Genomic DNA, 4,851 nt, shown 5'->3' on the forward strand with positions numbered 1-4,851 from the left:
GTTTCATGGAGGTAACGATGTTGTTGATGAGTTACTTTCCTTGGAGGGAATAGCTCTCGGCTTCCTGCGCGATGGTGTCGGCGGGAAGGTGTTTTTGCTCGTTGAGTTGTTTGGGGTCGATGAAAGTTAGGCGCTATTTTTCATCTGCCCCCAAATTCTGACAGCCTTGTTAAACGTTGGCTGGCTCATTACTTAGACCATTTTCATCTAGCGCATTGTAAATTGTGAGAAAGCCACCAACCAAATGAAAATCTATACTATTGATCATTGGCAAAACCTTTCCTTCCAAAGTCATAGAGGACATGCCTAACTCTACCGAGACAATTTCCTTTTCTAGACATTTGTTTATAGCCTCGTGATAGTTCCTTTTATATGGGGTCAACTCCCCACTACAAATACAATGATAAAGGTTTATTTGCTTGCTGGTGATCGCTAGACTATCAAATTTCTGCCAGCATATTTCATATTGAACATCGCCAATTATCAATACAATTGGTAGATTCTCGTCCCACTCATTATCAGGCGAAAACCAGCCAACATAAGACGAACTTATGGTATTACCGATCCATTTTCTGGAATAGGATTTCACCAGCTCTATCGCTGCTTCTTTGTCCTCTACCCATTCGGGGTTGTAACCTTGAATCCATGACATAGTTTTACTTTTAACACTTAGCTAAGGGGCACAAATATGGCGCTATAATGCCGAAGGCGCGCCATGTTTGTGTCCCTCTTGAGCGCCTTGCTATATTTTCCTGCGCCGAAGTATCTCATCGCCGTTATCATCATATATTTGAGTTGGGTTCCAACCAACACTTCTATAAAAACCATAAGCTCTCACTACAGGTTTCGCCGTAGCAGCAAGCCATAATTCAGAGTGTCCAACACTAAATAAATCATCACTTGTTTGGTTAAGCAATTGTTTTCCAATCCCTTCGCCTTCGTGTCCAGCAAGAATTGCTAGTACCAATATTTCTCCAGTTTCAGTGTTTCCGAAACAGAAGCCAATAACTTCATCTTGCTTTATTGCGACATTTCCAACATAAGTACCGTTATCAATTAAAGGTGACCATGATTCTTCAGTTATACCGATTGCTGCAAGCTCGTTCCGACTAAACGAGTTGTCATTGGTAGCACCTCTAATTTCAAAACATTTAACCAGATCTGAACTGATGGCTTTTCTATATATCGCTTTCATATTCTTCCCATGAACTAACGAAAATATAACAATTAAGGGTTATACGGCAGCGTAGCTGCGGCTATAACCCACTGTTGAACGGCTGCGTTGTCTATATAGGGGATTTGCTTTTTTCATGGTGGGACTTCCCTGTTATATAACTCGCTCAATACCAACGTCTGTCTGGACGATGCCGCTTCAGATCGTCTTTGATCGCTGCTATGTTGATTCTTTATTTGCTCTTTTGTAGCGCGATTTGACCCGCGAGGCAAGCGATTCCCTCAGGCCTTATGACCTGATCCGCTTTATACACTGATCTCACCGTATACTAACGCTAACTACCATTGTCCCATGACTGCAGGATGCGAAGCCGTTTTGTCACTTTACTCTCAGATACATCGCCAAGATACATCACTGCATGCTCTCCACAAGCAGGACATGAACAACCTGACTCAGCAGCCTTTTCACTGCCGTCCTTGGCTCGCGATTCGTTCATGTCTAACTGCTTATCTACCCGCTTCTTCACTTTGGCTCTTATTGCATTAGACAAACAGCCATAATGCCGGATGCGCATAAACCCCCTTGGTAATACATGGAGTAAAAAACGTCTTAGCAGTTCTTGTGGCGTGAGTGTTAAAAGAGACTGCTTGCCGGAACGATAATCTCGATATTGAAGACTGATTTTGTCGTTGTTCCACACTTGGAAACGATTGTTAGATAAGGCAATACGATGGCTATAGCGCGCTAAATAAGTCACCAAGGTTGAGCGATATTCAAGCGCCGATTTGCAATAGACAACCCAAGGCTTTTGCATCAAAACATTCAATAGCCGGCTCACTTCCGTTTGCGATAACGCTGGTAGTAACCCTTCGCTAAAAGCTGCTCTTAGTTGACTGACCATGGCACCTCTAAAACGATTTGATAACAGTTTCACCGGAAGAAAATAGTTTTTCTTCAGACTATGCCAGCCTTGATCTCTATACACTCCAGAGGGAACCAAGGCATGAAGGTGAACATGACGCACCAATGTTTGACCCCATGTATGCAAGACTGCCGTCATACCTGCCCATCCATTGTGTTTTCGTTGGCTTAACTCATTCAACGCACGCCATGCAGTGTGAAATAAAGCGTCATAAATGACTCGATCGTGTCTGGCTATCCAAGCGTTTAGCTCATGAGGTAGCGTAAAAACTAAGTGAAAATATGGCACCGGCAAACATCGCTCCTCCTGCTTCAATAGCCATTGTTCGCTTGCTTTCTTTTGGCACTGGGGACAATGTCTATCTCGACAGCTATGATGCCAAAACCAATGATGACCACAGCCATGACATTGATACTTTCCTGTCCCCATTCGCTCGGTTCGACAGTCTTCTATATGATGTAGAACTTGCCATTGTCTCGCATTGGCATGTATCTGATGTTGTTCGTGACAATAATGAATCACGCTCGCTAGGCTTACCCCATTCATGATGGTCACCAGTCGGATAGTAATAAATCTTCACTATCCCGTCTCTTTAGATCCATCATCGCGACCCATTGCAGATAACGAAAAGTGGTTTGAATCTGCTTATGGCCTAATAAGGCTTGCAGCCTTGGTAAAGGCATTCCAGCTAACAGTTGATGGCAAGCAAACGCATGACGCAAACTATGAAAACGAATGCATTTGTGGATCCCTGCTCGCTTAGCAGCTTCCTTAGTTTCTAATCGTAGGTATTTGCTATGCAGAGGACGGTGCTTATCCAATCCATAAACCACCACATCACAAGGTTCGTAACGTTGCCAATAGCGACCTAGCACCTGTTGCAAGCTTTCTGGAAACAGAACATAGCGATCTTGCTGCCCCTTCCCTTGCCTTACTTTGATGCAGTGATGGGTAAGATCTAAATCATTGACTCGCAGCTCATTAACCTCACTGATTCTCATCCCTGTCGTATAAGCCAACACCATGGCGACATACACTTTTGGATGCTGACAGCATCTGATCATCGCTTGCACTTCATCTGGATAGAGCAAGTCTGGGATTTTCTGAGACTTATTAGGATGAGGAAGTGATACCGATGGCATCGTTTTGTTCGCGACTTTTCGGTATAGAAAGTTCAGAGCATGTAACGCTTGACGGCAACTTGACCAGCTCCATCCTCGCTCTCTTATTAGATACAGCAAATATTGTTGGATATCGGTTTGGTTAAGCCGATCAGGAGGCATACGAAAATAGCGTGCAACTTCCGTTAATTGATATAAATAAGCTCTTTGCGTAGACACAGAAAAACCTTCTAGGGTCATCTGATCTATCACCTGTTTGCGTAAAGGTGTCATGACTTAATTCTCCATTGTTGATTGGAAGATTAAGTTTGGTTCTAAATGAGGGAATTGGGAAAACTAAGAAAAGGCCCGCGAAGCGGCTTAGTTCAACATTTTAATAGTGCGCATGCGCGTTTAGACAATTCCAAAAAGTTCTAATGAACGCCGTAAGTAACTGAATCAAAGTTACTTTACGAAATTACTCACAGAAACTGAAACTGGAAAAACGAGCATGCGTGTTTACACATTTATCCACAGCACGTTATTTCTGATGCGTATATTCTTATTCATTGATACTAAAAGACTTTCTCGTTTCCTACCAGTCTAAAAAGCAACTAAGCCCACTTTTCGTGGGCTTTTTGTGTTTGTTACTTGTACTTAGGTATTGGCCAGTCGTCTAGGAAGGTGCGGTTGGCGTATTCCTTGATGCATTCGACGTTTTTATTGACCCAGTCGGGGGTGCGTAGCTGGGCGATTTGGGTTTGGTACATTCTTATGGCTTGTACCATGTCGTTTAGGTCGCTGGCGGGGAGGACGACGGGGTTGCTTTCCAGTTTCATGGAGGTAACGATGTTGTTGATCAGTTACTTTCCTTGGAGGGAATAGCTCTCAGCTTCCAGCGCGGCGGTGTCGGCGGGAAGGTGTTTTTGCTCGTTGAGTTGTTTAGAGTCGATGAAGGCTAGGTGCTATTTGTCATCTGCCCCCTAACTTATTTTAGCCGTTATATATGATGTTTCCATCTGGGTCATATACGCTTTCATAAGGTAATAACATCGATACAAACTCCTCAAAGCTATTAGCAACAACCACGCTTTCCCCCCCTTCTGACTCTATAACTATAACTTTAGGAGTTATGTCTGAATCTCTATAATCTAATGCTATCCAATCATGACCATCACCATCGATAAGAACCAACTTTTCTGGTAAGTCCCAAGTATCTGAAAGATAAGCACTATCAAAAATAGAACGATATTTATCAGGATCTACACCTGAAAAATCACCAATTGAATAAAATCCTTCACCAAAATAAGGTTTAGTGGAACCTGTATCAGGAGGTGTCAATTTTACAACCCAAGACTTATCGCAATTAGTATATTTAACATAGTCATTTGGGAGTTTAATACCATACTCTTTTTCAAAAGCTTCTATTCTTTCTTCTGCCGTATAAGTTCGATAATTCTCAACCTCACGAACTTCACCACATTCTGGACATACAAAATATGCTGTTCCATCTATAATATCTGGTTCAAGCAACTCTTTTTTACAGCATTTCATTTATCCATCCCTACATGTCCAATCAAATCCCAAACTTATCTTTTTACCTTATGAAAAACAACAACTAAGCCCACTTTTCGTGGGCTTTTTGTGTTTGTTAT

At 42.4% G+C, this 4,851-nt stretch carries 5 protein-coding genes; all 5 read right to left on the minus strand.

What is annotated here, in order from left to right:
* Positions 1–169: 169 nt before the first annotated feature.
* Positions 170–652, minus strand: a complete 483-nt coding sequence (locus tag JHD45_RS22085; RefSeq protein WP_199478758.1) for a hypothetical protein — start codon at positions 650–652, stop codon at positions 170–172.
* Between the two features lie 90 nt (positions 653–742).
* A complete protein-coding gene (locus tag JHD45_RS22090) occupies positions 743–1,195 on the minus strand; it encodes a GNAT family N-acetyltransferase (protein WP_199478759.1) in 453 nt (150 codons plus the stop codon).
* Positions 1,196–1,508: 313 nt separating this feature from the next.
* Entirely contained in the window at positions 1,509–2,642 is a 1,134-nt protein-coding gene (locus JHD45_RS22095; protein ID WP_418903787.1) for an IS91 family transposase, read from the minus strand.
* A 5-nt stretch (positions 2,643–2,647) separates the two neighbouring features.
* Positions 2,648–3,490, minus strand: coding sequence for a tyrosine-type recombinase/integrase (locus JHD45_RS22100; RefSeq protein ID WP_199478761.1), 843 nt, complete (start codon positions 3,488–3,490; stop codon positions 2,648–2,650).
* Between the two features lie 699 nt (positions 3,491–4,189).
* A complete protein-coding gene (locus tag JHD45_RS22105) occupies positions 4,190–4,750 on the minus strand; it encodes an SMI1/KNR4 family protein (protein WP_199478762.1) in 561 nt (186 codons plus the stop codon).
* Positions 4,751–4,851: the final 101 nt, after the last annotated feature.

This window comes from Marinomonas spartinae (assembly GCF_016461715.1).
GTDB classification, from domain to species: Bacteria; Pseudomonadota; Gammaproteobacteria; order Pseudomonadales; family Marinomonadaceae; genus Marinomonas; species Marinomonas spartinae_A.